At 60.7% G+C, this 21,980-nt stretch carries 17 protein-coding genes and 2 pseudogenes; 8 read left to right on the top strand and 11 right to left on the bottom strand.

The genetic code is table 11. The features are described 5' to 3' along the window. Window positions 1-40: 40 nt before the first annotated feature. From ptsP to tadA, 4 genes are all read left to right on the top strand, one after another. Window positions 41-2,569, top strand: coding sequence for a phosphoenolpyruvate--protein phosphotransferase (ptsP, locus tag PspCFBP13508_RS07335; RefSeq protein WP_137214091.1), 2,529 nt, complete (start codon window positions 41-43; stop codon window positions 2,567-2,569). A gap of 2 nt (window positions 2,570-2,571) precedes the next feature. Continuing rightward, on the top strand, window positions 2,572-2,862 hold the full coding sequence (locus PspCFBP13508_RS07330) for a PTS transporter subunit EIIB (protein WP_137214090.1): 291 nt from the start codon (window positions 2,572-2,574) through the stop codon (window positions 2,860-2,862). A gap of 119 nt (window positions 2,863-2,981) precedes the next feature. Then, the gene (locus tag PspCFBP13508_RS07325; RefSeq protein WP_071173477.1) at window positions 2,982-4,358 is read left to right on the top strand and encodes a multicopper oxidase family protein; all 1,377 of its coding nucleotides are present in this window, start codon (window positions 2,982-2,984) and stop codon (window positions 4,356-4,358) included. Beyond that, window positions 4,358-4,858 (top strand): tRNA adenosine(34) deaminase TadA, encoded by a 501-nt coding sequence (gene tadA, locus PspCFBP13508_RS07320; RefSeq protein WP_137214089.1) that lies wholly within the window; start codon window positions 4,358-4,360, stop codon window positions 4,856-4,858. Before PspCFBP13508_RS07325 ends, tadA begins: the two co-directional genes overlap by 1 nt. Before the next feature lie 166 nt (window positions 4,859-5,024). Here the strand turns inward: tadA and cmoB are convergent, their stop codons facing one another. From cmoB to PspCFBP13508_RS07275, 8 genes and pseudogenes are all read right to left on the bottom strand, one after another. Beyond that, window positions 5,025-5,981 (bottom strand): tRNA 5-methoxyuridine(34)/uridine 5-oxyacetic acid(34) synthase CmoB, encoded by a 957-nt coding sequence (gene cmoB, locus PspCFBP13508_RS07315; protein WP_137214088.1) that lies wholly within the window; start codon window positions 5,979-5,981, stop codon window positions 5,025-5,027. Continuing rightward, window positions 5,978-6,721, bottom strand: coding sequence for a carboxy-S-adenosyl-L-methionine synthase CmoA (gene cmoA, locus PspCFBP13508_RS07310; protein WP_041479911.1), 744 nt, complete (start codon window positions 6,719-6,721; stop codon window positions 5,978-5,980). Before cmoA ends, cmoB begins: the two co-directional genes overlap by 4 nt. Window positions 6,722-6,906: 185 nt before the next feature. Continuing rightward, window positions 6,907-7,389 (bottom strand): hypothetical protein, encoded by a 483-nt coding sequence (locus PspCFBP13508_RS07305; protein WP_130910397.1) that lies wholly within the window; start codon window positions 7,387-7,389, stop codon window positions 6,907-6,909. 206 nt (window positions 7,390-7,595) lie between these two features. Next, a pseudogene (locus tag PspCFBP13508_RS07300) lies at window positions 7,596-7,760 on the bottom strand (lysoplasmalogenase); the annotation flags it as partial. Window positions 7,761-7,762: 2 nt separating this feature from the next. Continuing rightward, the gene (locus PspCFBP13508_RS07295) at window positions 7,763-8,155 is read right to left on the bottom strand and encodes a protease inhibitor I42 family protein (RefSeq protein WP_056790115.1); all 393 of its coding nucleotides are present in this window, start codon (window positions 8,153-8,155) and stop codon (window positions 7,763-7,765) included. 289 nt (window positions 8,156-8,444) lie between these two features. Then, window positions 8,445-10,859, bottom strand: a complete 2,415-nt coding sequence (gene lon / locus PspCFBP13508_RS07290) for an endopeptidase La (protein WP_024014191.1) — start codon at window positions 10,857-10,859, stop codon at window positions 8,445-8,447. Window positions 10,860-11,688: 829 nt separating this feature from the next. Beyond that, entirely contained in the window at window positions 11,689-14,100 is a 2,412-nt protein-coding gene (locus PspCFBP13508_RS07280; protein ID WP_137214086.1) for a glucose/quinate/shikimate family membrane-bound PQQ-dependent dehydrogenase, read from the bottom strand. A gap of 217 nt (window positions 14,101-14,317) precedes the next feature. After that, window positions 14,318-15,679, bottom strand: a complete 1,362-nt coding sequence (locus tag PspCFBP13508_RS07275) for a carbohydrate porin (RefSeq protein WP_137214085.1) — start codon at window positions 15,677-15,679, stop codon at window positions 14,318-14,320. A 331-nt stretch (window positions 15,680-16,010) separates the two neighbouring features. Here PspCFBP13508_RS07275 and PspCFBP13508_RS07270 point away from each other — a divergent pair, with 331 nt between their 5' ends. Further along, window positions 16,011-16,241, top strand: a complete 231-nt coding sequence (locus PspCFBP13508_RS07270) for a VF530 family protein (RefSeq protein ID WP_073473244.1) — start codon at window positions 16,011-16,013, stop codon at window positions 16,239-16,241. Window position 16,242: 1 nt separating this feature from the next. Next, complete coding sequence (locus tag PspCFBP13508_RS07265) at window positions 16,243-16,881, top strand: Pr6Pr family membrane protein (protein ID WP_137214084.1); 639 nt, start codon at window positions 16,243-16,245, stop codon at window positions 16,879-16,881. Window positions 16,882-16,890: 9 nt separating this feature from the next. Here PspCFBP13508_RS07265 and PspCFBP13508_RS27600 read toward each other — a convergent pair. From PspCFBP13508_RS27600 to PspCFBP13508_RS07250, 3 genes and pseudogenes are all read right to left on the bottom strand, one after another. Beyond that, a pseudogene (locus PspCFBP13508_RS27600) lies at window positions 16,891-16,977 on the bottom strand (metal ABC transporter ATP-binding protein); the annotation flags it as partial. Window positions 16,978-17,001: 24 nt separating this feature from the next. Next, window positions 17,002-17,787: a siderophore-interacting protein gene (locus PspCFBP13508_RS07255; protein ID WP_137214083.1), complete on the bottom strand. Its 786-nt coding sequence runs from the start codon at window positions 17,785-17,787 to the stop codon at window positions 17,002-17,004. Next, on the bottom strand, window positions 17,784-18,359 hold the full coding sequence (locus tag PspCFBP13508_RS07250) for a PadR family transcriptional regulator (protein WP_130909644.1): 576 nt from the start codon (window positions 18,357-18,359) through the stop codon (window positions 17,784-17,786). Before PspCFBP13508_RS07250 ends, PspCFBP13508_RS07255 begins: the two co-directional genes overlap by 4 nt. 499 nt (window positions 18,360-18,858) lie before the next feature. On the opposite strand from PspCFBP13508_RS07250, the gene PspCFBP13508_RS07245 reads away from it, so the two are divergent. Then, the gene (locus PspCFBP13508_RS07245; protein WP_130909645.1) at window positions 18,859-19,341 is read left to right on the top strand and encodes a CS1 type fimbrial major subunit; all 483 of its coding nucleotides are present in this window, start codon (window positions 18,859-18,861) and stop codon (window positions 19,339-19,341) included. Window positions 19,342-19,456: 115 nt separating this feature from the next. Further along, window positions 19,457-21,979, top strand: coding sequence for a CS1-pili formation C-terminal domain-containing protein (locus PspCFBP13508_RS07240; protein WP_130909646.1), 2,523 nt, complete (start codon window positions 19,457-19,459; stop codon window positions 21,977-21,979). The last annotated feature ends 1 nt before the right edge of the window (window position 21,980 follow it).

The following is a 21,980-nucleotide window of genomic DNA, read 5'->3' as shown; positions in this document are numbered from 1 at the left end:
TGCGACCGCTCATTCAATCAATACAAGCTCAGGTGATGTCATGGCCACACCCCAACAATTGCAGCTGCTGGCTCCTTTATCCGGCGTGCTGATGGCGCTGGACCAGGTGCCCGACCCGGTGTTTGCCGGGCGGATCATCGGCGACGGTTTGTGCATCGACCCGACTTCGTCAACGCTCTGCGCACCGTTGGCCGGTGTGGTCAGCGATGTGCAGGCCAGCGGGCACGCGCTCACCATCACCAGTGACGCGGGTGTGCAGGTGTTGATGCATATCGGCCTGGACACGGTGAATCTCGCCGGCAAAGGTTTCACCCGTCGCGTTGAAGCGGGGCAGCGGGTCGAAGCGGGGCAGGCGCTGATCGACTTCGATGCTGACTACATTGCCCTGCACGCGCGCAGTTTGTTGACCTTGATGCTGGTGGTCAGCGGCGAGCCGTTCGATTCGCTCGTTGGCTCAACCGGGTTGGTCGAGGTGGGCCAGCCAGTGCTGGACGTCGTGGTCGGCGCAGCCGCCAGCGAAAACACAGCGCCGGTGCCGGGCGATGCGGTGTTCTCGCAGCCGATCAACTTGCCCAATCCCAACGGTCTGCACGCTCGGCCGGCGGCAGTATTTGCCCAAGCGGCCAAAGCATTTTCAGCGGCCATCCATCTGCACAAGCTGCAAGCGCAAGCCAACGGCAAATCATTGGTGGCAATCATGGCTTTGCAAACGGCCCATGGCGACAGTGTGCAGGTCAGCGCCGAAGGTGAAGATGCCGTAGCCGCCGTCGATGCGCTGACACGCTTGCTGAGCGAAGGCTGCGGCGAAGCGGTGACAGCGCCCGCACCGGTCGAAGCCGATGCAGCAGAAATGCCGAACATCCTGCGCGGTGTCTGCGCCTCGCCCGGTTCGGCATTGGGCCAGATCATGCAGATCGTTGAAACGTCGTTGATGGTCAACGAGTACGGCGCCGAACCTCCGATCGAACTTGAGGCATTGAGCCAGGCCCTGATCGAAGCCGACATGGCCCTGCAACATCTGCGCGACACCGCCAGCGGCCAGGCGCAGGCGGAGATCTTCAAGGCGCATCAGGAACTGCTGGCCGACCCGAGCCTGCTGGATCAGGCCCATGCCTTGATCGATGAAGGCAAAAGCGCAGCGTTTGCCTGGAAAACCAGCACCGATGCAACGGCGGCGATGTTTCGCTCGCTGGGCAATGCCTTGTTGGCCGAACGCGCGGCGGATCTGGATGATGTCGGCCAGCGCGTGCTGAAGCTGATCCTCGGTGTTCACGAGCAGACGCTGGAGTTGCCGAACGACACCATTCTGATCGCCGATCAACTGACTCCTTCACAAACTGCCGGGCTCGATACGCGCAAGGTGCTCGGGTTTGCCACCGTCGGCGGCGGCGCCACCAGCCATGTCGCGATCCTCGCGCGAGCCTGCGGTTTGCCGGCGATCTGTGGCATGCCATTGCAAATGCTCGGGCTCGGCAACGGCACGCGGGTGCTGCTCGATGCCGACAAAGGCGAATTGCAGTTGCACCCGGACGCCGAGTCCATTGATCAATTGCGCACGCGGCATGCGCAACAGCGCCAGCGTCATCAGCAGGAACTGGCCCAGGCCAGCGAGGCGGCCTGTACCCGTGACGGTCAGCACATCGAAGTCACCGCCAACGTTGCCTCGCAGGGCGAAACCGCTCAGGCCATGGAGCTGGGCGCGAATGGCGTGGGGCTGCTACGTTCGGAATTTCTCTACCTGGGTCGCCAGCAAGCGCCAAGCCATGACGAACAGGTGGCCACTTACAGCGCCATCGCCCGCACCATCGGGCCGGCGCACAATCTGGTGGTGCGCACCCTCGATGTCGGTGGCGACAAACCGCTGGCATATGTGCCGATGGACAGCGAAACCAATCCTTTCCTCGGCCTGCGCGGCATTCGTCTGTGCCTTGAGCGACCGCAACTGTTGCGTGAGCAATTTCGCGCCGTGCTGGCCTGCTCGGAGCTGACGCGTCTGCACATCATGTTGCCGATGGTCAGCAATCTTGCCGAGCTGCGTTCGGCCAGGCAGATCCTCGAGCAGGAGGCGCGGGTGCTGGGACTGATGCACTTGCCGAAACTGGGGATCATGATCGAAGTGCCTGCCGCTGCGCTGATGGCCGATGTGCTGGCACCGCACGTGGACTTTTTCTCCATCGGCACCAACGATCTCACCCAATACACCCTGGCCATGGACCGTGATCATCCGCGTCTGGCCAGCCAGGCGGACAGCTTTCACCCTGCGGTGCTGCGCCTGATTGCCATGACGGTGAAGGCGGCCCATGCCCACGGCAAATGGGTCGGCGTCTGCGGCGCCATGGCGTCTGAACGCCTTGCAGTGCCGTTGCTGCTGGGGCTGGGTGTGGATGAGCTTTCGGTAAGCGTGCCGTTGATTCCGGCGATCAAGTCGGCCGTGCGCGAGGTGAATCTGGCCGACTGTCGCATCATCGCCGAACAGGTCTCGAACCTGGAAAGCGCTGGCGATGTGCGCGAAGCCTTGCAGCGCTTTCATGAGGCCAACATCGCTGCCTCGCCGGTTATGGAGAATTGAACATGTTCGACAAATTGCAGCAGGCATTCTGGAAAGCACTGACGCCGGATCTGGTCCCGGATGAGGTGAAAGCCGTCGCCGAACCGGTTGCCGGCTTGAGCGCTGAGATTGTTGCGGCGCTGGGGGGTGTGGATAACCTCAAGTCGCAGCAACCGCTGGCGCTGACCCGGGTGCGCGTGGCGCTGCATGACGAGGCCCGTGTCGACCGTCAGGCCCTGAGTGTGGCCGGTGTGGCGGGCGTCATGCCGCTTGAGGGCGGCGTGCTGCACCTGATTACCGGGCTGCGCGCATAAGGGCCGACAAGACGTGCGGCCGTAGGTCGCCCTTACTGTTTCTCAACTGCGGGTGTATCGTATTCGCCTTTTTGCGGATCCCTCGGGGTCTGTCGCTGATACGTGAGGTAGTTGAGTTCATGTCCTTTACCCGTCGCCAAATCCTCGGTGGCCTGGCCGGTCTTGTTGTCGTTGGCGTGGGCGCGGGAGGCGCGTCGCGTTACTGGCTGGGCAAGATGGCCGACGCCGAGGCCGGCCACGATTATGAACTGATCGCCGCGCCGCTCGACGTCGAGCTGGTGCCGGGGCACAAGACCGAGGCCTGGGCGTTCGGCCCTTCGGCGCCGGGCACCGAGTTGCGCGTGCGCCAGGGTGAATGGCTGCGGGTGCGCTTCATCAATCACCTGCCGGTGGCGACCACCATTCACTGGCACGGCATTCGCCTGCCGCTGGAGATGGACGGCGTGCCTTATGTGTCGCAACTGCCGGTATTGCCGGGCGAATACTTCGACTACAAGTTCCGCGTGCCGGACGCCGGCAGCTACTGGTATCACCCGCATGTCAGCAGCAGCGAGGAACTGGGTCGCGGGCTGGTCGGGCCGCTGATCATCGAAGAGCGCGAACCCACCGGCTTCAAGTACGAGAAAACCCTGAGCCTGAAGAACTGGCACATCGATGAGCAAGGTCAGTTCGTCGAATTCAGCATCCCCCGCGAAGCAGCCCGTGGCGGTACCGCCGGGCGGCTGTCGACGATCAATGGCGTGCCGTTGCCGGTGATTGATCTGCCGGCCGGGCAGATCACCCGGGTGCGTTTGCTCAACCTCGACAACACCCTGACCTATCGCATCAATATTCCTGGGGTCGAAGCGAAAATCTACGCACTCGATGGCAACCCGGTCGAGCCTCGGCCACTGGGCAAGGAATACTGGCTCGGCCCCGGCATGCGCATTTGCCTGGCGATCAAGGCGCCGGCGGCCGGTGAAGAGTTGTCGCTGCGCAACGGCCCGGTGCGCCTGGGCACGCTGCGGTCAGTGGCCAACACCGATGCGCCGACGGACTGGCCGAAAGCCCTGCCGGCCAACCCGGTGGCCGAGCCGGATCTGGCCAATGCGGAGAAACTCAACTTCAATTTCGAATGGGTCGGTTCGGTCTCGGTGAACACCGAAAACGGCAAGCCGCCGAGCCTCTGGCAGATCAACGGCAAGGCCTGGGACATCACCGACAAGACCTGTGCTGATCGACCGATTGCCAGCCTGAAACTGGGCCAGAGCTATATTTTCGAATTGAAGAACATGACCCAGTACCAGCACCCGATCCACCTGCACGGTATGAGCTTCAAGGTGATCGCGTCGAACCGGCACAAAGTCGTACCGTATTTCACCGACACTTATCTGCTGGGCAAGAACGAGCGTGCGCAAGTGGCGCTGGTGGCGGATAACCCGGGGGTGTGGATGTTCCACTGCCATGTCATCGACCACATGGAAACCGGCCTGATGGCCGCGATCGAGGTGAAGTGATGCGCCAGATCCGCCCGGCGGCGATCATCGACCGCAGCCGCGACCGCGATTTCATGCGCGAAGCCCTGACCCTCGCCGCACAGGGCGCCGCCCTCGGTGAGGTGCCGGTGGGCGCGGTGCTGGTGCAGGATGGCGTGGTCATCGGTCGCGGCTTCAATTGCCCGATCAGCACCAGCGATCCGAGTGCCCATGCGGAAATGGTCGCGATCCGCGCCGCTGCGCAGGCAGTGGATAACTATCGCCTGCCGGGCAGTACGCTGTACGTGACGCTGGAACCGTGCAGCATGTGCGCCGGGTTGATCGTGCATTCGCGGGTGGCGCGGGTGGTGTATGGCGCGCTGGAACCCAAGGCGGGAATTGTGCAGAGCCAGGGGCAGTTTTTTACCCAGGGCTTTTTGAATCACCGGGTGTTGTATGAGGGCGGGGTGCTGGCTGAAGAATGTGGCGCGGTGCTGACCGAATTTTTCCGCGCCAGACGCACCAAAAGCCCCTCACCCTAACCCTCTCCCAGAGGGAGAGGGGACCGACCGAGTTGGATGGACCAAATCCGCCGACCTGAAATACCGAGTCGGACGCAAGTTTTGAATAGCTCAACAATCAGCTCCCTCTCCCTGGGGAGAGGGCTGGGGTGAGGGGTAGGCCCACCGCGGTCATGGGAAAATACGCTTACTTCCTGGCGACGATAACCGCCCGCATCGGCGCCGGCAGCCCTTCAATGGTTTTGCTGTGATCCTCGGGATCCAGAAAATCGCTCAGCGATTGATACTTCATCCACTCCGTCCCGCGCTGTTCCTCCACCGTGGTTGTGCTGACATCCACGCAACGAATATCGCTGAAACCCGCCCGCCGCAGCCACAGCTCAAGCGCCGGCACCGACGGTAAAAACCACACGTTGCGCATCTGCGCGTAGCGATCTTCCGGCACCAGCACCTGATGCTTGTCGCCTTTGACCACCAGGGTTTCCAGCACCAGTTCGCCGCCCTTGACCAGGCAATCCTTCAGCGCCAGCAAATGCTCGATCGGCGAGCGACGGTGATAGAACACGCCCATGGAAAACACCGTGTCGAAGCCTTCCAGATTCGGCGGCAGGTCTTCGAACGGGAATGGCAGGTGCCAGGCATTCGGCTCGGACAGGTAGCGTTGCACGGCCTGGAACTGGCAGAAGAACAGCCAGTTGGGGTCGACACCGATCACGCTGTCGGCACCGGCGCCGAGCATGCGCCACATGTAGTAGCCGTTGCCGCAGCCGACATCGAGGATGCGTTTGCCCTTCAGGTCGAGGTGCGGGGAGACCCGCGACCACTTCCAGTCCGAACGCCATTCGGTGTCGACATGCACACCGAACAGATCGAACGGCCCTTTGCGCCACGGCGAGAGGCCCATCAGCGCGGTGCGCATCTGTGCGCGAGTGTCGTCGTCGCAATCGGTGTCGAGTTTCAGGCCGTTGAGCAGGTCGACTTCGCTTGGCTGGATCTTCGGCAAGGCGTCCAGCGCACTTTGCCAGCGCTCCAGATCGCCGTGGCCTTTGTCCATTTTCTTGTCGAGTTGCGCTTGCAGGGTGTTGGCCCATTCGGCCAGCGGTGTACCGGCCAGACGGCGGGCGAGGGGGGACAGATCAATCATGGCAAGGCAATCAACGAGGCAAAGTTAAGACACTGGAACCACGGCACGACTTTCGAGAACCCGGCGGCCAGCAGGCGTTCGCGGTGTTCTTCGAGGCTGTCGGGCTTCATGACGTTTTCGATGGCGCTGCGCTTCTGGGCGATTTCCAGTTCGCTGTAGCCGTTGGCGCGTTTGAACGCTACGTGCAGGTCGGTGAGCAGCGCGTGCTCTTCGGCATCGTTGAAGCGCAGCTTTTCCGAGAGAATCAGCGCGCCGCCGGGCAACAACGATTGGCGAATCCGCGAGAGCAACGCGGTGCGCTGGTCCGGGGCGATGAATTGCAGGGTGAAGTTCAGCGCGACTACGGAGGCGGGCTCAAATTGCAGCGCGAGGATATCGCCCTCAATTACCTCCACCGGCAGCAGTTCCTGAAACATCGAATCCTGACCGTTGAGGTATTCGCGACAGCGCTCGACCATCGCCGCCGAGTTATCCACCGCGATGACCCGGCAACCGTCGGTGCGTACATGACGGCGCAGGGCTTGAGTGACTGCGCCGAGCGACGAACCGAGGTCGTAGAGCACGCTGTTGGGCTGGGCGAATTGCGCGGCGAGCACGCCGAGGTTTTCGACGATGGTCGGGTAACCCGGCACCGAGCGCTTGATCATGTCCGGGAACACCCGCACCACGTCTTCATTGAAGGCGAAGTCAGGCACCTGGGCCAAGGGCTGGGCGAATAGGCGATCGGGTTCTTTGCTCACGGCGGCGTCCGGCGGTGTCGATGGAAAAGGCCGGCATTTTAGCCAAAGTGGGACGCGGATGCTTGGGTTGTCTGATAAAGCGCGGGGATATTGCTCTGCCAGGCAGCGCGTGCAGCGGATGGCGGGAAGGAGCAATGAATGACCAAGTCGAGGAGCGAGACTTGGTCATTCATCATCAGGGTGAATTACCGACTACGCATAAACACATTGAATTTTGCTTCACCAACGACTCGCAGAGTTTCGGTCCTATCGTCCTTGCCTTTAAAGTCAAAGTTCAAAATGTAGCTCAACTGTTCAGAGCTGTTTGCCACGACCTCAACGGAAACACTCCCGCTTTCAGGTTTGTAAGTGTAGAAAGTCAAGAAATCGTCATTGGCGCCAGACTCGAAATAATAGAGTTCTTGAAACGGGAACGCTGCGCCAGGGGTATAAGTGTCTGATTGAATATTGCGGGAAAAAACGAAGCTCATCCCTTTTTTTGAACTGCCAAAGCCGTTTTCATAGGCACGCCCAAGCAGTGCAATCGAATCGCTGTTGCTGTCCTGAGCGAATTCAAAGTTTTGAGTATAAAGCTCTACTCGGTTGGAAATTTTGGCCTTGAGATCGCAGTTGACGGAGATAAAAGGATCCAACTGATGTGCAGAAGTTTTCTTCTTGAAAAAGCTCATGGTGTTCTTCCTTGGTTAGATTGGTGATGAGTTAACCCAAGGAATACTAAGCAGGCAGGAATATACCGGCTACTGTCAGAACTGACAGGTTTTTATAACGTTTCGAGATACGTTGAGCAGTTTATGGTTATGAACTTTGGTTAAGTTTTTCATCGTTATTAAACGCCGAAGCGGCGATGCCCTACTGGTCCAGCCGGTAGCTGGACCAGGCTGATCCAGCGCCGATAGTCGCTGGGCGGCGCATCGTGCAGCCAGCCGAGCAGCGCCAGCAACGGCAATGGTATGACCAACAGGCACAGCAACGCCGCATGGGTGCTGACACCGTAGAGAAACGTCACCGCGCCCATCAGCGCCAGAATCAGCCAGCACACGATCAATTTACCGAAATGGCGCAGTCAAAGGTTTCCACTGGCAGCACTTCCGGTGCCCACGGTTGTTGCGAAGTCAGGCGCAAACGCCCGGTGCCGGCCGCGAAGGCCTGGAAGCGCCAGGTCGAAACCCCCGCTGCGCCCACCACGCCGGCATCTTCCGGATTGCTGTAAACCTCCGGGCTGAGCGCGCGCAACACGCCGCCAGCCGAATCCTGAATCGCCCAGCGGTAGCCGGTGGTCGGGTTGCTTGGCAGGCTGATGATCAGGTTTTGCCCGACATTGAGCCGTACGGGGCATTCGCTTTGTTTTTCCACGGTCACGTTGTGTTTCGGTTGCGTGGCGCAGGCGGCCAGCAAGGAAAGGGCGAGGGGGAGAAACAGGCGAATGGGGGACATGGGGTCAGCAGCTCCGGCGGTTACGACGAACGGCGAGCATAACTGAAGATGAGACAAAGTGTGACAGCCGGGTGCCGCGTTTACTGGACTAACGCCAAGCCCTCACCCTAGCCCTCTCCCAGAGGAAGAGGGGACTGACCGCGGGATATTGGCGAGGTATGCCGACCTGAGCGCGCGTCAGCGCATCCATAATCGCCTAGGTATTTCAGGTCGATGAATAGCGCAAGCCAACTCGGTCGGCTCCCTCTCCCTAGGGAGAGGGCTGGGGTGAGGGGCTACGGGCTACCGGTCAAAACAACACCTTCGCCACATCCGCAAACCGCTTGGCAAAGTGCACGGTTATCCCTTCCTTCAGATAATCCGGCAGTTCTTCAAAATTACCCCGGTTCGGCTCCGGCAGAATCAGCTCGAAAATCTTCTGCCGCCGCGCCGCGATCACCTTCTCGCGCACGCCGCCGATCGGCAGTACATGCCCGGTCAGGGTCAGTTCGCCGGTCATTGCCACGCCTTTTTTCGGCGGCTGATTGCGCGCGAGCGAGAGCAGGGCGCTGGCCATGGTCACGCCGGCGCTCGGGCCGTCCTTTGGCGTCGCGCCTTCGGGTACGTGCAGGTGGACGAAGGCTTCGTCGAAGAACTTCGCGTCACCACCAAACTGCTTGAGGTGCGAGCTGACGTAGCTGTAGGCAATCTCCGCCGATTCCTTCATCACATCGCCGAGTTGCCCGGTGAGCTTGAACCCACGATTCAAGGTATGAATCCGCGTGGCTTCGATCGGCAGGGTGGCGCCGCCCATGCTGGTCCACGCCAGACCGGTAATCACGCCGGTGCCGGACAGCACTTGTTCATTACGGAACACCGGATGGCCGAGCGAGGCTTCGAGGTCTTTCGGCCCGAGTTTGATCACCGCTTTCGGATCGTCGATCAGCTTCATCACCGCTTTGCGCACCAGTTTGCCCATTTGCTTTTCCAGCTGACGCACGCCGGCTTCACGGGCGTAACCGTCGATCAGGGCTTTGAGCGCGGTGTCGCTGATGCTCAGGCTGCCTTTTGATACGCCGGCCTTTTCCAGCAGTTTCGGCCACAGGTGACGCTTGGCGATGGCGACTTTTTCTTCGGTGATGTAGCCGGACAGGCGAATCACTTCCATCCGGTCCAGCAACGGGCCGGGGATCGAGTCGAGGGTGTTGGCGGTGCAGACGAACAGCACCTTCGACAGATCCATGCGCAGGTCGAGGTAGTGGTCGAGGAATTCGACGTTCTGTTCCGGGTCGAGGGTTTCCAGCAGCGCCGAGGCCGGGTCGCCCTGGTAGCTCTGGCCCATCTTGTCGATCTCGTCGAGCATGATCACTGGGTTCATCACCTCGACGTCTTTCAACGCTTGCACCAGTTTGCCCGGCTGCGCGCCAATGTAGGTGCGGCGGTGGCCCTTGATTTCGGCTTCGTCGCGCATGCCGCCGACGCTGAAGCGGTAGAACGGCCGGCCGAGGGATTCGGCGATGGATTTTCCAACGCTGGTTTTACCCACACCCGGCGGGCCGACCAGCAGCACGATCGAGCCGCTGATCTCGCCTTTGTACGCACCGACGGCGAGGAATTCGAGAATGCGATCCTTGATGTCGTCGAGGCCCGCATGGTGTTTGTCGAGAATTTTGCGCGCGTGCTTGAGGTCGAGTTTGTCCTCGCCGTACACGCCCCACGGTACCGATGTTGCCCAGTCCAGATAATTGCGCGTGACCGCGTATTCCGGCGAGCCGGTTTCAAGAATCGACAGTTTGTGGGTTTCTTCTTCGAGGCGTTTTTGCACCTGCGCCGGCAGGGTTTTGCCTTCGAGGCGCTGTTGGAACTGTTCGAGGTCGGCGCTGCGGTCGTCCTTGGTCAGGCCAAGTTCCTGCTGGATGACCTTGAGTTGCTCCTTGAGAAAGAATTCGCGCTGATGCTCGCCGATCTTGCGGTTAACTTCTGCCGAAATCTCCTTTTGCAGGCGCGCGACTTCGACTTCCTTGCGCAACATCGGCAGGACTTTCTCCATGCGCTTGAGCATCGGCACGCAGTCGAGCACTTCTTGCAGCTCGGGGCCGGTGGCGGAGGTCAGGGCGGCGGCGAAGTCGGTCAGCGGCGATGGGTCGTTGGGGCTGAAGCGGTTGAGGTAGTTCTTCAGCTCTTCGCTGTACAGCGGGTTGAGCGGCAGCAGTTCCTTGATCGCGTTGATCAGCGCCATGCCGTAGGCCTTGACCTCGTCGGTCGGCTCGGTGGGCTGGTGCGGGTATTCGACTTCGACCAGGTACGGCGGGCGATGGTGCTTGAGCCAGGTCTTGATGCGCACACGGCTCAGGCCCTGGGCGACAAATTGCAGTTTGCCGTTTTCGCGGCTGGCGTGGTGGACCTTGACCAGCGTGCCGTATTCGGGGAGGGCGCCGGTGTCGAAGTGGCGAGGGTCTTCCTGGGGCGTGTCCATGAAGAACAGGGCCAGGGAGTGGTGTTCGGATTTGCTGACCAGTTCGAGGGTTTCGGCCCACGGTTCTTCGTTGACGATGACCGGCAGGACCTGGGCCGGGAAGAACGGACGGTTGTGGATCGGGATGATGTAGACCTTGTCCGGCAGGTTTTGCCCGGGCAGCGCCAGGCCGGTGCCGGAGGAGGTGTGTTCGATGTGGTCGGTTTCGTAATCGTCGTGGTTGTCCGGGCGATCTTGCTGGTCGGTCATGGGGCACCTGCGCAATGGGGTATGGGGTGTTAGATGGGGCAGGGGTGGGGTGGTTTCAATGGGGCGGGTGTGTTTCTGCTTGTGTGTTCAGGGGGGGACAGGTTTTTTGACCTTGGCGGCCTTCGGGCCGGCCATGCTCTGGGTGGTCTGGGTGAATATCCGTTTCTGCGGGTGTTGCTGGTTACGGTTCCGCCCTTACGGCGGGTCACCTTTTTCAAACGCCAAAAAGGTAACCGAAAAGGCTTGCTCCTGCGTTCGGCCCTCGCAGGCTCGGGTTCCTTCGCTGCGGGATCGATCCGGGCGCAGCGGCTCCGGTTTGCTTCGCTGCACCTCCTTCCGCTGTGTCTGGCTGCGCCAGACGGTCGCTGCGCTCCCACGCCCGGATCAATCCCTCCGCTCAGCCTTCCGACGTCGCCGGTGGATCAAAAGCAAGATCAAGAGCGTTACTCGAGCTTGCGCTCATTGTTGAGTGGGGCGGCTTCGCCGCGGGCAGCTGCGCTGCTTTGCTTTTCTGTGGGAGCGAGCCTGCTCGCGAATGCGGCCTGACAGCCGACCGATTTCTCTTTGCCTACACCCATTCCAATTGTAGGAGTGAGCCTGCTCGCGATGGCGACCTGGCAGTCGACCATCTAACGGATGCATTCGGTTTCCTTGTGGGAGCGAGCCTGCTCGCGAATGCGGTGTGTCAGGCACCATTACTGCCGAATGTGCCGACGCCTTCGCGAGCAGGCTCGCTCCCACAGGTATTCGCGGTGCTTGCCAAAATGCGCACACAAAAAAAGGCGATGCCCCCATGGGACATCGCCTTTTCATTACCACCCGCTAACGCTTAATCCGGCAGTTTGTACGCAATGATGTAGTCACCCATCTTGGTGCCCAGCGAGCCGTGGCCACCAACAACGAGCAGCACGTATTGCTTGCCGTCCTTGCCGGTGTAGGTCATCGGGGTCGCTTGGCCGCCGGCTGGCAGACGCGATTTCCACAGTTCTTTACCGGTATTCACGTCATAGGCGCGCAGGTACTGGTCGAGGGTGCCGCTGAGGAAGCCGACGCCGCCGGCAGTCACGATCGAACCGCCCATGCTCGGTACGCCGAGGGTGAAGCCGATCGGGATTGGCGAGCTGTCGCGGCTGGTGCCGTTCTTGCGTTTCCACACGACTTTGCCGGTGGTCAGGTCGATACCGGCGACGTAGCCCCAGGCCGGGGCCTGGCACGGTACGCCCAGTGGCGACATGAACGGGTGCATGATCACCGCGTATGGCGCGCCGGTGTTTGGCTGCACGCCCGAAGTTTCGCTCTCGCGTTTGCTGCCGGCTTCGACTTGCTCGCGTGGCACCATTTTCGAGACGAAGGCCATGTAGTTCGGGCTGGTGAACAGCAGCTGGCGAACCGGATCGACCGAGACGCCGCCCCAGTTGAACACGCCGACGTTACCCGGATAGATCAGGCTGCCTTGTTCCGACGGCGGGGTGTACTGGCCTTCGTAACGCAGTTCCTTGAATTGGATGCGGCACAGCATCTGGTCGAACGGGCTGGCGCCCCACATGGCTTTTTCGGTCAGTTCCGGGGCCAGTAGGTTGAGGTCCGAACGGGCCTGGGTCGGTGCGGTGTGGTCGCCTTTCACGGCGCCTTGCGGTACCGGGATTTCCTTGATCGGAATGATGGGCGTGCCGTCACGACGATCGAGAACGTACAGGCTGCCCTGCTTGGTCGGAGCGATCAGCGCAGGTTTCACGCCGTCGGCGGTTTTCATGTCGAGCAGGGTTGGCTGGCTGCCGACGTCCATGTCCCACAGGTCATGGTGGGTGAACTGGTAGTTCCAGCGCACTTTACCGGTGGCCAGGTCCAGGGCGACGAGGCCGGCGCTGAATTTCTCGGCGCCCGGGGTGCGGTTGCCACCCCATTGGTCTGGAGTCTGGTTGCCCAGTGGCAGGTAAACCATGCCGAGTTTTTCATCGACGCTGGCCAGCGACCACATGTTCGCCGAGTTGCGGCTGTAGGTTTCGCCCGGGGCCAGAGGCTCGGTGGCGTCCGGCTTGTCGCTGTCCCAGTTCCACACCAGGTGACCGTCGCGCACGTCGAAGGCGCGGATCACGCCCGATGGCTCGTTGGTCGATTCGTTGTCGGTGACGTGACCGCCCATGATCACCAGATCACGGGTGATCGCCGCTGGCGAGGTGGAGTAGTAGCCACCAGCAGTGAACGGGCCGATGCCTTGGGTCAGGTCGACTACGCCCTTGTTACCAAAGCCTTCGCAGATCTTGCCGGTGTCGGCGTTCAACGCGATCAGGCGGGCATCAGCGGTTGGCAGGTACAGACGACGCGGGCAGGCCTGGGCAACGGCCTGGCCGGCTTCGGAGATGACAGCGGAACCGGCGTTTTCAGACTTGGCATAGGCGGCTTCGTCGTAGTACGACACGCCACGGCAGGTCATGTGGGCGAAGCCCTTGAAGCCAACCGGGCTCTTGATCTGTGGATCGAAGCGCCAGATTTCCTTGCCGGTGTCCGGGTCCAGTGCCAGCACTTTGCTGTGCGCGGTGCAGGCGTAGACCATACCGTTGGCTTTGAGCGGGGTGTTTTCGTTGGTCAGCTCGACCGGGTCATCCGCAGTTGGCAGGTCGCCGGTCTGGATGCGCCAGGCTTCCTGCAGCTTGCCGACGTTTTCCGGGGTGATCTGCTTGAGCGGCGAGTAACGGTCACCGAACTCGGTACGACCGTAGGCCTGCCAGTCGCCGTCCGGCATGGCCGGTGCGGTGCTGGTCATGTCTGCGGTGTCGCGGCCCAGTTCGCCGAAGGTTTCGCCCGGATGCGTGAACAGGCTGGCCAGAGCGGTTACGCCGGCCAGAATTACCGCGACGGTCAGACCGCCAGTGCCGATTTTCGCCGGGCCGTTGAGCAGCAGCGGACGACGGAACCACGGCAGCAGCATCACGAAGCCGAGGACAAACCACAGCGCCAGACGTGGCACCAGTTGCCACCAGTCCAGACCGACTTCCCACAATGCCCACACCGTGCTGGCAAACAGCACGATGGCGTACAGGCCCAGTGCCGCGCGGCGGCGCATCAGCAGCAGAACGCCGGTCAATGCGATGCCGATACCGGCCAGCAGGTAGTACAGCGAGCCGCCAAGCGTGCTCAGCTTGATTCCCCCGGCCAGCATGGCCAGGCCCATCAGTAGAAGCAGGATGCCGAGCAGGGCGGGTAGCAACCGACCCCGGCTCGAAGCACTTTCGGTGCTCATAGTGTGATTCTCCGTGACGTTTATGTAGTCCCGCGCTGTAGTCACTTTAGATGACGATTCGGCGCAGGCATGGTTCAGATAAAAACTTGTTCGGCTAACGAAATGCATTCCTGTGGGAGCGAGCCTGCTCGCGAAAGCGGTGTATCAGGCACCACTGCAGCGACTGACAGGCCGCCTTCGCGAGCAGGCTCGCTCCCACAGGGGCTAACTGTGATCTTTAGAACGACGACTGGATCTTGATCCCGCCGATCAGGGCGTCGTCGACGTCATTCACGCCACCGGGGTGGCGGATGTATTGCAGGTTCGGGCGCACGGTCAGCCAGTTGGTCACGTGCACGCCGTAATACAGCTCGGCGCTGTATTCGGTGTCCTGTGGTGGCAGGAACGCCGGATTGTCGTAGTCGTAGACGGCGTTGGCGCGGTTAGTCATTTCGGCGTTCTTGCGATAGGCCGGGTTGACGTGCACACGAGCGAGGGCGAAACCGATGTCATCCTTGGCGCGGGCATCGAACGGACCTTTGTAGGTCAGGCCGGCCTGCACGTAGTTGTCGATGGAATTGGTTTTCTTGTCATGCATCGTCGCGTTGGCGAACAGGCTCAAGCCGCGCGAGTGGTCGCTGGCGATACTGGTCACCTGCTGCTGCACGCCCAGCCACACGCCGTGCTTGCTCGACGCGCTGCGGTAGGCTTCGCCGCTCAGCGCTGCCGGTTGGCCGTTCTGGTCTTTATAAACGTCAGAGGCCTTGGCATTGCTGTAGTAGTAACCGGCGCGGTATTCGCCCGGCAGGCCGTTGAGCTTCGGCGTCCACACCAGTTCGATCGGCAGGATCGCGCCCTGGGTGCCGCTGCCGCTGAGTTTGAAACCGTTGCCGCGATCGAGGTTCGACGGGTTCTGCTCATAGGCGCCGACCTGCGCATACAGCTCTGGCGTCAGGTGATATTTGACCCGCAGCGCCCACTGGCTGACCGGCCAGTTGTACCAGATGCCGCCGACCCAGTTGCCGACCTGCGAGCCGCAGAAGGCCAGGTTCTGGAAGTCGCAGGGAAAGCTGTTGAAGTCTTCGCCTTCGCCGAAGCGGCCGACCTTGATATCGAGTTTCTGATCGAAGAATTTCTGCTGATACCACATCTGCGTCAGGCGCGTGGTCTGGCCACGGCCCCAGACTTCCTGGGCGGAAGTGAAGCCGCCAACGCGCGGGTCGTTGATGCGGTCGTTGCTGATGTTGTTGCCGCTTCGTTTGGTGATGGTCAACTGAAACTCGGCGTCGTCCCAGCCGAGAATCTTCTGCAGGTCCAGATGCGTGCCGAGGCCGAACTGGTCGCTGTAGCGCGCAGTGCGGTCGTGATCGTAACCGCCGTGCAGATTGCTGCCCATTTCGCCGGTGTAATCGAGTTTGAAGTCGTAGCCTTTTTCCGCAAGTTCCGTGCGCGTGCCGTTCCAGTCACCGAGCATGTACGGTGATTCACTGTCGAACGCGGGAGCTGCGTGGACGCAGGTGGCAAGGCCGAGGGCAGTGCAGCCGCCAAGGGTGCGCAGGGCAGAGATAGCGCTGTCCCGGGAGAAGGAAAAGTCAGGCATGTAGAAGTCTTTTTTTGATGTTTTTCAAGTGCAGGCCGAGCGCTTCAGATTGTCGCAGGCAGTGAAGCGTTTCAGCGGAAGGGCGGCAGGATAATGATCTGTTACAAAAAGACAAAGGCCTTTTATGAACATGCATCCTTTCGGATTTGGTAACAGTACGAAAAGGGTCGCAGCCTTCGGCAGCTCTCGTGTTGAAATGCGTACCTGTAGGAGCTGCGGAACGCTGCGATCTTTTGACCTTGACCTACATTTGAAAGGAAGGCCTTCCACCCGCCCGGCCCCTCGGCTAAGGTGCGCGGCTTCTGCATAACACTTCGCCCAAAGGCCCGGCATGAACGAACAATCCCCCGATCCGCTGCACGGCGTGACCCTCGAACAGATCCTCAATGCACTGGTTGCTCACTACGAGTGGTCGGGGCTGGCCGAGCGTATCGACATCCGTTGCTTCAAGAGCGATCCGAGCATCAAGTCGAGCCTGACCTTCCTGCGTAAAACCCCATGGGCGCGGGAGAAGGTCGAACGCCTGTACGTGAAGCTGATGCGCACCAAGCGACCGCTTTGAGATGGACAGCGCGAGGCGCCGACGCCTGATCACCGGCCTGGCCGTGTTGGGCTGGGCGGGGCTGGCAATTCAGCTGTACCTGATTCTCTTCGCACGATTGAGCATCGGCGCCAGCCTGCTGGGCGGGCTGGTGAGTTTCTTCAGCTACTTCACCATATTGACCAACACCCTGGTGGCGACGGTATTGACCTGCGCTGCCACCGAGCGCGAATCCGCAGCGCGGCGCTGGTTTCTGCAACCGTGGGTCAGCAGCGGGATCGCTGTGAGCATCGCCGTCGTCGCTCTGGCCTACAGCATCCTGCTGCGGCACTTGTGGCATCCCGAAGGCTGGCAGTTTGTTGCCGATGAATTGCTCCACGACGTCATGCCATTGCTGTTTCTCGGCTATTGGTGGCGCTGCGTCCCCAAAGGCACGTTGCGCCTGTGGCACCTGCCGCTGTGGCTGATCTACCCCTTGGTGTATTTCATTTACGCCTTGCTGCGCGGACATCTGCTCGGCGCCTATGCGTATCCGTTCATTGATGTGGCGGTGCTGGGTTATCCACAGGTGCTGGCGAATGCCGGCGGGATCTTGGTGGGGTTTGTGCTGGTGGGGTTGCTGATTATCGGTCTCGACCGCAGATTGTCCGCACGAAGTTGAGATCCAGTGTGGGAGCGAGCTTGCTCGCGAATGCGGTGTATCAGTTTGCATGGATGTTGACTGACACACCGCTTTCGCGAGCAAGCTCGCTCCCACAGGGGAATTGTGGTCAGAGGAAAATCACTCCTCGTCAGAGCCTTCCGCCCGCCAGTAGCCAACCGCCTTGATGAACTGTTCATCGAGCCCATGCTCATCGATCAGCACCCGGCGGATCTGCCGCGAGACCTTTGTCTCGGTGGCCACCCAGGCGTACAGATTGCCCTTGGGCACTTGCAGTTGCTTGACGGTAGTCAGCAGATTGTCCCTGCCATCTTCGCGCAGCACCCAGATCACATTGAACTGCGCCGCGCTCTCCAGCACTTGCTGCTCGGCACCGTTTTCCACTTCGATCACCACCAGCGCCTTGCGATTCGCCGCGAGGTTTTCGAGGCGGCGGGCGATGGCGGGGAGGGCGGTTTCGTCGCCGATCAGCAGGTAGCTGTCGAAGATGTCCGGCACGATCATCGAACCGCGCGGCCCGCCGATATGCAGGAACTGCCCCGGTTGCGCCTGCTCCGCCCAGGTCGAGGCAGGGCCGTCGCCGTGCAGGACGAAATCGATGTCCAGCTCCATTTTTTCCAGGTCGTAACGACGCGGGGTGTAGTCGCGCATCTGCGGCAGCGGGCCGTTGTCCTTGCCGGCGCCGAGTTGCAGGGTTTCCAGCGCGGCGGCCTGTTCGGCATTCTGCGGGAACAGCAGTTTGACGTGATCGTCCGTCCCGAGGCTGATGAACCCGGCCAGTTCCGGCCCGCCAAGGGTGATGCGGCGCATGCGCGGGGTCAGGTCGGTGACGCGCAGCACTTCAAGTTTGCGCCGTTTGATTTCGTGCATCACGCGGTGAATGGTTTGAGTATCGACTGCAGTCATTCGGCTTTCTCCGAGGCAGGTTGAACGGCAGGGCCGTCGACGATGGCTTTGGCGGTGTCGTTGAGCAGGTCGCGCACCCGCAGGATTTCTTCGGCGCTCCAGCGGCCGTGGTGCAGCTGCAAGGCATGGCGCAGGTTATGCACGGCTTCGTGGATTTCCGCCGGACGATCATGGCCGCGCAGCGAGCGCTTGCTGACGTCGATGCGCATGCGGACGCCGTCGAGCGCCACCGCTTGTTCACTTAAAGACAGACGACCGGCGTCGGTGACGCTGTAACGCTTTTTGCCAGCCTCGGCATCACCGGCGATCAGATCGCTCTCTTCCAGAAAGGTCAGGGTCGGGTAGATCACCCCGGGGCTGGGGCTGTAAGCGCCGTCGAACATGCCTTCGATCTGCCGGATCAGGTCGTAGCCGTGGCAGGGCTGCTCGGCGATCAGCGCCAGCAACAGCAATTTCAGGTCACCGGGGGCGAAGACGCGCGGGCCACGGCCGCCGCGTTCGCGACCGGGGCGCTTCTCGAAGCCGTCGCGGCCATCGCCGTGCTCGCGGTGTGGGGAATGATGGTCTCTCATTTATGCTTTCTCTCTCGTCGTATTTAGATACAACTTAAGATATATCTTAAGGCCTGCGCAAGACGTTTTTGACCTCGCTTTGGCTTGGGCGGACGAGCGGTGAAGGCAAAAAATAGCCGGAAAACGCTTTTTCATGCAGAAATCAAAGCGGTGACCTTAAAGTTAAAGTTATCGCTCTAGTTGTAGTTGAGTATATATTCTAATTCCTCGCAAGTTGCCGCTTTAAAGCGGCTAAGTTGCTGTATGGTTTTTTGCCTGTAACTGTGTGTAGGGCGCAACTTACAGTGAATGTTGCAAGTATCTGTTTTTTGTTCTTTTTTCTGGCGGGGTGTGGGGTTGTTTAACTACGAGTTTGTCGGAAGTTGCCTGCTTACATTCCAGAGGCAACAGTCGATGATGCCCGCCATTGAAAGTTCAAGTTGCTCCGGCGGTCGATGAGCAAAAGCGTTTGTGAACTTTCAATGACACCCCCCTATATAAAGCAAACAGGTACTGAACGATGTTCAAGAAAATCGCAATCGCTGCTCCACTGGCTCTTCTGGCAATGTCCTCGACCGCCTTCGCTGCGGGCGAAGCGTCGCACTCCATCAGTCTGATCGCTCACGTGCCAACCAATGGTTTCTATGTCGTACCGACCGACCCGGATCTGGTCAACAAGGACCAGGACATGAGCTATCAGCCAAGCACCGGCAAAATGGCCGAAGTCAATGGTTTCTTCGATGTGCGCAATAACAATGGCTCGGTTCATGCCAGCCTCGAAAGCCAGCCGAAACTGGTTTCCGGCAGCAGTTCGATCGACCTGCAAGTAATGCTCAACAACAAGGAACTGACACTGACTCCGCAATTGGTCGTGGGTGAAGCCGAGTCTGACGTCAACTACCGCGCACCGCTGAAAATCTCCGCCAAGGGCAACAGCTTCCAGCCAGGTGATTACACCGGTTCCGTGGCGATGATCTTCGACGCCGTTCCGCCAGCACCTTGATCCCATGATCAGGCGCTAAGTGTTCTCGTTCATGCAGAACACTGACCAGTGGGGCGTACACCCGTGTCCGCCCCGCCGGATTTTCCTTCGTTAGAAAAAATCTGAGTACAAGTTCATGTTCCCGATGACCCCCATCGCGGCTGCGCTTGCGCTGTTGTTTTGTGCCAGCGCAGCCGTCGCATCCAACACCGCCGGTACCACACCACGCAGTCTGCTGGCGCAGGCAAAAGGTTTGCCCGCGGATTTCGAGGAGCATTTCTTCGATGTACCGCTGGCGGTGCGGGTCGAAGTCGATCAGCAGCCGCTGGGTGAGGCCATGGTGGTCTTGTCTCGCGATGATCGCATTACGCTTCTCGAATTCACCGACACCAGCGAAAACCGCTTCGGCCCTGCCGAGCGGGAAAAATGGGCGAGTTTTTTCAAGCCCGGCGTGCCTCTGGGGGCGTGCAGCGGCTCGTGCCCGGACCAGTTTCTGGCGGTGCATTACAACCTGGAGAACTCGCTGGTCTCGATCGCCACCGAAAACGCCGAACGCGACGTAGCGGCCAAGCGTTATTACGAACAGCCGAGCGGGGGCAGCAGCGGCCTGATGGTGCGCAACCAGCTCAATCTCAACGGTGGTCAGGATCAGGACCTGGGTGGACGTTTTGGCCTGGAAGCCAGTTCCAGCCTGGGCAACTGGAGCCAGACGCTCAACCTGCAAGTTGCCCGGCTCGGCGGCCCCGACGATAAGCTGTACCACGCCGTGCACGAGCTGCACACCCAGCGCGAACTGCAAGGCAGTTTCTTCCGCCTGGGCTATTTCACCCCCAATTCCGAAGGACTGACGCGTCAGCCGCGTACGTTTGGTACCAGCCCCGATACGGCAGTCGGTGTCATGTACGGCAGCTCCGACAGCCTCGCCATCAACAGCCCGATGCCCAGCGTTTACCCGATCTATGTAACGGCCAATCGTCAGGGGTCGGTGGAGATCTGGCGCGACGGTCTGCTGATCAATACGCAATCGGTGCCGGCCGGGTTGCAGACGCTCGACACTCGACCTTTGCCCGGCGGCATCTATGAAGTGGAGGTGCGCCTGATCGAAGACGGCCAGATCACCTCGACGACTCAGGAGTTGGTGTACAAGCCCAACAACTGGCGCAACCTCGACGAGCGCTGGCGCTATAACCTGTTCGCCGGCGAAGAAAGCAAACTGCTGAGCAACTGGGACACGCAGTCGAGCGGCAGTCCCACCGCCGGCGCGGCGGTGAACTATCTGCTGCACCCGCGGGTGATTATCGGCGCTTCGGCGCGCCAGATCCGCGAAAAACTGCAGTACGGCACGTCGATTGACTGGACCCTGGCCAACCACCTCAGCCTGTACGCCAACGTCTACAAGACCGAGGACTACGGCACCGGTCTGGACCTGCAAAGCCTTTACAACTATGGCTCGGGCAGTCTGGTGATCAGCCACAACCGCAGCTGGCTCGACACCACCAACACCTATGACACATTGCCTGACGGCACTCGTATTCGTCCGCGTAACGTCTTCGTTGGCCAGACCAGCAATTCATCGCTGGCGCTCAACCACCGCGTGAGCAGCAAGAGTTCGCTCAACGCTCGGGTCTCGCACAGCGAAGGCAATGTCGAAGGTATGGGCGTCGATCTGGGCTGGACCCAGCGCACCGTGCTGTTGGGCAGCGATGCCAGCTGGCGCCTGTCGATTTTCGATCGGCCCGGCAGTTACAGCAGCGGCGATGCGCGCAACCGCGGCGTCGATCTGAGCATCAACCTGGCACTCGGCGCGCCTGGCCAGCAACTCACCGGCAGCATCGGTTCACGCACCGCTCGCGATGGCAAACGTGACAACAATGCCTCACTCGGCTGGCGCAAGGAACTGAAGGATCACGTGCTGCAGAGCGTGTCGGTGACCGCGCTGACCGACACCTATGGCCTGGGTGTTTCCAGCCTGGCCAACTTCCGCACCGACTCGATCAACGGCGACGGCTTCATCCAGCGTTCGTCGTACAACGGCAATTTCACCGGCGGCCTCAACGTTGACAGCACCCTGGTGGTTGGCGGTGAGCAAATGCTCATGACCAGCCAGAGCGAAGTGCGCGGCGCCGGGATGATCGTTGATGTGGAGTCGGATATCGAGGACATCGTCCTGCGTGCCGACGATTACAGCGGCAGCGGCACGGCGTTGAAACCGGGGCGCAATTTCATTCCGATCACCGCCTACCAGAACAGCTCGGTGAGTTTCGATTTCGAAGGCAACGCCGTCCCGGCTGCCACCATCGAACCGGCGCGCACTCGCTATCACCTGAACAAGGGCGGGGTCGAGTACCGCAAGATTCGCGTGATGAAAACCCTGACCGTGCTCGGTCGCCTGGTCGATGGACGCGGGCAGCCCCTCAAGGGTCACCACGTGATCAACCATGCCAGCCGGGGCGTGACCGAAGTCGACGGCTTCTTCTCGATGGAAATGAATGCCGGCTCGCCGACCCTGGAAGTGCGTCAGGGCAACCAACTGCTGTGCCAGTTCCGCCTCAACGAGGCCGACCATCGCAGCGAAAACAACGTGTTGATGATCGGCGATCTGCGCTGCACGCCGGACACCCTGGCGGACGTTACCTCCACTGCACAGAAGGCGGGCTGAT

Source organism: Pseudomonas sp. CFBP13508, from assembly GCF_005233515.1.
Taxonomy (GTDB): domain Bacteria; phylum Pseudomonadota; class Gammaproteobacteria; order Pseudomonadales; family Pseudomonadaceae; genus Aquipseudomonas; species Aquipseudomonas mercuritolerans.
This window is presented reverse-complemented; position numbering and strand designations above follow the sequence as displayed.

Bases quoted from the DNA above. Each gene is read 5' to 3' on its own strand.
- PspCFBP13508_RS07240 (WP_130909646.1), top strand. From the start codon at position 19,457: ATGTTCCCGATGACCCCCATCGCGGCTGCGCTTGCGCTGTTGTTTTGT.
- PspCFBP13508_RS07250 (WP_130909644.1), bottom strand. From the start codon at position 18,359: ATGAGAGACCATCATTCCCCACACCGCGAGCACGGCGATGGCCGCGAC.
- lon (WP_024014191.1), bottom strand. From the start codon at position 10,859: ATGACCGACCAGCAAGATCGCCCGGACAACCACGACGATTACGAAACC.
- PspCFBP13508_RS07265 (WP_137214084.1), top strand. From the start codon at position 16,243: ATGGACAGCGCGAGGCGCCGACGCCTGATCACCGGCCTGGCCGTGTTG.
- PspCFBP13508_RS07270 (WP_073473244.1), top strand. From the start codon at position 16,011: ATGAACGAACAATCCCCCGATCCGCTGCACGGCGTGACCCTCGAACAG.
- tadA (WP_137214089.1), top strand. From the start codon at position 4,358: ATGCGCCAGATCCGCCCGGCGGCGATCATCGACCGCAGCCGCGACCGC.
- cmoB (WP_137214088.1), bottom strand. From the start codon at position 5,981: ATGATTGATCTGTCCCCCCTCGCCCGCCGTCTGGCCGGTACACCGCTG.
- PspCFBP13508_RS07295 (WP_056790115.1), bottom strand. From the start codon at position 8,155: ATGTCCCCCATTCGCCTGTTTCTCCCCCTCGCCCTTTCCTTGCTGGCC.
- PspCFBP13508_RS07325 (WP_071173477.1), top strand. From the start codon at position 2,982: ATGTCCTTTACCCGTCGCCAAATCCTCGGTGGCCTGGCCGGTCTTGTT.
- PspCFBP13508_RS07245 (WP_130909645.1), top strand. From the start codon at position 18,859: ATGTTCAAGAAAATCGCAATCGCTGCTCCACTGGCTCTTCTGGCAATG.
- PspCFBP13508_RS07275 (WP_137214085.1), bottom strand. From the start codon at position 15,679: ATGCCTGACTTTTCCTTCTCCCGGGACAGCGCTATCTCTGCCCTGCGC.
- PspCFBP13508_RS07305 (WP_130910397.1), bottom strand. From the start codon at position 7,389: ATGAGCTTTTTCAAGAAGAAAACTTCTGCACATCAGTTGGATCCTTTT.
- PspCFBP13508_RS07255 (WP_137214083.1), bottom strand. From the start codon at position 17,787: ATGACTGCAGTCGATACTCAAACCATTCACCGCGTGATGCACGAAATC.
- ptsP (WP_137214091.1), top strand. From the start codon at position 41: ATGGCCACACCCCAACAATTGCAGCTGCTGGCTCCTTTATCCGGCGTG.
- PspCFBP13508_RS07330 (WP_137214090.1), top strand. From the start codon at position 2,572: ATGTTCGACAAATTGCAGCAGGCATTCTGGAAAGCACTGACGCCGGAT.
- PspCFBP13508_RS07280 (WP_137214086.1), bottom strand. From the start codon at position 14,100: ATGAGCACCGAAAGTGCTTCGAGCCGGGGTCGGTTGCTACCCGCCCTG.